Below are 3,803 nucleotides of genomic sequence, written 5' to 3'. Positions count from 1 at the left end.
GTCTGAGGCTGTAGTACAAGACACCGGCGAAGCCGGCATCACGTCCATGGTGAAGACCTTCGCCCGAGACCAGGCGGCCTTCTTCGGCCTCCTGATGGAACTCGCCAACTATTGCGGGACCTGCATCGCAATCCTGGACCGTTTTGTGGGAAATGCCAAGTAACGGCTGCTTTGCAGAGCGATCGAAAAGGACCCAGAATGTTAAACATTGAAACACAGCAATGCTTTCCCGTCGGCGAAGATGTCGCCGAACTTTCGAAAATGGGCTCGGGTGACATACAGGAAAGAGTTGAGGCGGTCAGAACACTTCTTGCAGCCTCTTATGCAAAGATACTTCAGGAGGTAGTAAGTGAGTCCGCCGAGATCCCGGAATCTCGTTCGTCCGATCTGGGCCCCCAGCTCCGCTTCGACCCGCAGTCGGCGTCTTCGGACGGTCAAGTGGTTAATTCCACGGGTGGTCGACACGGCTTTGAGATTCCCCTGGGAATGACCCTCAGCAACGGCTCCGTATACGACGAGCCGGGGCCGTCTGTCACGCTTCGGAAACCCGCCAACCAGCTCTTCTCGGTCCCGGACGGGCAGCAGGAGCCGTCAGCCCTCCCTGTCGTCGGGGTAAGGAGCCCGGCGACCTCCCGCGTGAAAAATCCCCACGTAGATATCCAGCACGTGGGAAGTGTCACACCAGTGGCTGAAAATCGGGCAACTCAGGCATTCCTCGACGTACCCAGGTCTGCTGTTGCAGCGGCGGTTTACGGCGACGAGATGGTCGCGGACGAACCACTCTTTGGTGATCCAGAGGACGAGCATTCCGTCAGAATGGCATTCACTCAAACCGATGCCACCGACGCCCTCAATCAGCAAAACCTGCAAGGTCGACTGAGCGAGCTGACTCCTGGTACGGCGGAACATGCCCGTGTCCAGGCAGTCCTCCGTACATGCGGTGCACCGAGCGAATCTGAAATCGCGAGGAACTCTTCTTCGGCGCTGCCTAACCATAGTCCTCGCGCACAGGCCAGTGTCCTAACGGACCCCACCCCAGAAGCGACAACACTCAGCAGGTCGCATCTGGATCCTGCCATAGACCTTTATCACACCTTCAACAGAAGGTTGCGTCAGAAACTAGACGAACTGGCAGAGGGGGAAGTAAACGTCCCGACCAGGCCTCACGTGAATGCGGATGACGTCGCTGCACTACACCAGCGGGTACTGACCGAGTACCGCAACCGTCTGCCCCGGAACACCCACGAGCTTGCCGGGGCGCTGGTCGATATTTACCTCGGACGTGGTCTCGCCAGCCTCCCCGGAGGAGCACCGAGTGTCAATATCGGGCCTGCGGTGAGGCCAGCGAACGGCTGGAGCCCTCAGACTATGGGCAGGTGTCTTGAGCGGGTGATGACTCGTCCTGTCTCAGTGGCAGTGCAAAACGTTCAAGGAACGTTGACGCACGAAGGGGCCGCAGCGCTGGCTCAGTTCGTCTTCGGGTACGCGGCCGAACTGCGATTGTGGCACGCGTACAGCGACGCGGCGGCCCTGCCGCGAGTCGCCGTGGGCGCCCATCAGGATTTCCAGGCTGTCGCCCAGTCGGTGGCTTCTCAGGTTCAGGGCCTTTTGAGATCCGTACTGGGCCCCGCTGTCACGCAACAGATTCCCGTGAACACGCTGCTCCACATACAGTCGGCGCCTCTTCCTCCAGACGTGGTGGAACTTCGGGTGGACCGGCCCGAAATCGATACCAGCCCTCATCCTGTCCAGGCTCTGGAACATCTGATCTCCACTACGCTGCGTGGGCCTAGCGGCGTGGTGCGCGGGCGGGATTTCAGTGGCCGCAGTGCTGACTCGCAGTTCGACGGCGATTTCACTGCCTATCCGCAGGTTAAAGGTGATCGAAATAACTTTGTGCGCGTTCCTGTCCCCTGGCGCGCGGTCGCGGGGGGCCCCTATTTTGTCCGAGCTCAGCTGGACAGCTCTGGACCGGGTTTCATCCGAGTAGCTACTCAAATGGGCGAGCAGCGCCTGAGCTATGAGCACTTTGGCGACCTTCTCGCGCAGGACAGCGCGCTGCGTGCGCATCCGTCGATTGTGCTGATCATCCCTGATGCGGCAGCCCGTAACTTGGACCTCGCCCGTGCAGTGGCGGACCGTATCAAGCGGCCGGTGTGGTCCCACACCGGCCGGCCCCTTCTCCATCAGGAGGGGAACCGGATGTCGCTGGTTGTGTTGCACGGGGAGTACGAGCCTGCGGGCCAGTGGCTCTATACCGCCCCCCATGCTGGCGGCCAGGTCAGGGAGCGCCCAACCGTGGCGACGTTCGTCGCTGACGACGGCAGGTTGTTCCTCGACAGCGACCTCTATCTGGCTCCGCTGGCAGACGAACAGGGCCGACTAATTGGCCATCGCTCCCTCGCCCCGAACGACCCGGCCTCTCATCACTACTGGCCGCTAAGCTCTTTTAGCTCCTATCGTATGGGACAGCTCATCAATGATGAGGACCTGTTGCCTGTCGGCCCTGCATGGAAAGTACCGTGGGATAGTCATGGCGCTTATTTCTTCGACTCTCACTCAACTGACAGCACGACTGCCGGACAGCCGATTCTTCAGACCGTACACGGAAGGATGCCCTTGACAGGCAAGACCGTGGGCTCGGTACTCCGGCGTCGGCGGTCGTTTACAGAACGGCTGGCCTCGCAAGCAGTCTGCCTTGTTTGTGAGGTGGGCCAGACCCACCACCTCGCTGACATCAGCCAAGCACTGCGGGTCGAGACATTCGGAGGAACTCACAGCGTCTCTGCAGGAAACAGTGGGTTCATCCTCGAATCCGGCGGGTCGTGGGTGCGAGCTCGCAACGGCATGGCACAGATAGTGTCCCAACCGTCCGACCAGGTCTCCGTCTCTGCCATAGCCGCCCCCAGTCAACGCGGACGAGAAGGATCGGGCTGGCCAACCCGTCAGGTTCCATCTTCTATCTCCGCGACAGCGCCTCCGGGAACCACCCACAGGATCCGCACCGAAGACCACACCGGTCGCGTCTCTCCTCAAACCGCCGTGACCGGGCCCAGCATCCGTCCCATCCGTCCCCTCATCCCTCCGATGCCTCCTGGCGATCACATCGATGTACTTGCACCCACAACCACAAAACCCACCGCACCACTGACCGCCGAGGACGACCTATATCACGAATTCAACCTCCGCCTGAATTCACCAGCACGGCAGGGCATACACACAGGCCAACACCACTTGAGCCGGGAGGATGTGGCGCTATTTCTCGAGCACGCAAAACAGCGGTATCCCACCCGCCTGCCTAGCAACACTCGCGAACTCGCACAAGAAGACGCCGCTACCGGCACCACACCCCCATCACAGGAACGAACGACCGGCGGGCCGGTATCGGCCAGTACAACCACTTCCCCCCGACTCGACACCTCAGAACCCGCCAGCACCCGAGACCGGGCAACAACACCGCAGAACCCGGTGCACGACCCGGTCCAGCCGTTGCGCCAGGGCCCCGAAAGTCACCGATACCTGCTCGACGCGAGCATGCTGCCGCCCACCGGCACACCCGAGTACACCGAACACGTCAAGGCCGCGGCAGCGCTGCTCAGCGCCCCCGCAGAACAAAAGACCCCGCCCATCGTGTCCATCGCACCGGAACACCGGACCGGCCCCCAGGCCACCAACCGCGCCATCGAATTCGTCAACGCCGTCGTCCACCTTCCCCACACCCCCGCCAGCATCCAATTCGACCTCGGAAAAGACACCACCATCAACATCTGCGAATAACCGGGTCTGTATTGATCCGAACGGTT

Annotated in this window: 1 protein-coding gene; it reads left to right on the top strand. The window is 61.2% G+C overall.

The window, feature by feature from the left end:
• Positions 1-198: 198 nt before the first annotated feature.
• Positions 199-3,777, top strand: a complete 3,579-nt coding sequence (locus tag AC3ET4_RS30465; protein ID WP_431955151.1) for a hypothetical protein — start codon at positions 199-201, stop codon at positions 3,775-3,777.
• Positions 3,778-3,803: the final 26 nt, after the last annotated feature.

Source organism: Actinacidiphila sp. bgisy167 (assembly GCF_057707665.1).
The sequence above is the reverse complement of the archived record's forward strand: the minus strand, read 5'-3'. Positions and strand labels throughout refer to the sequence as shown.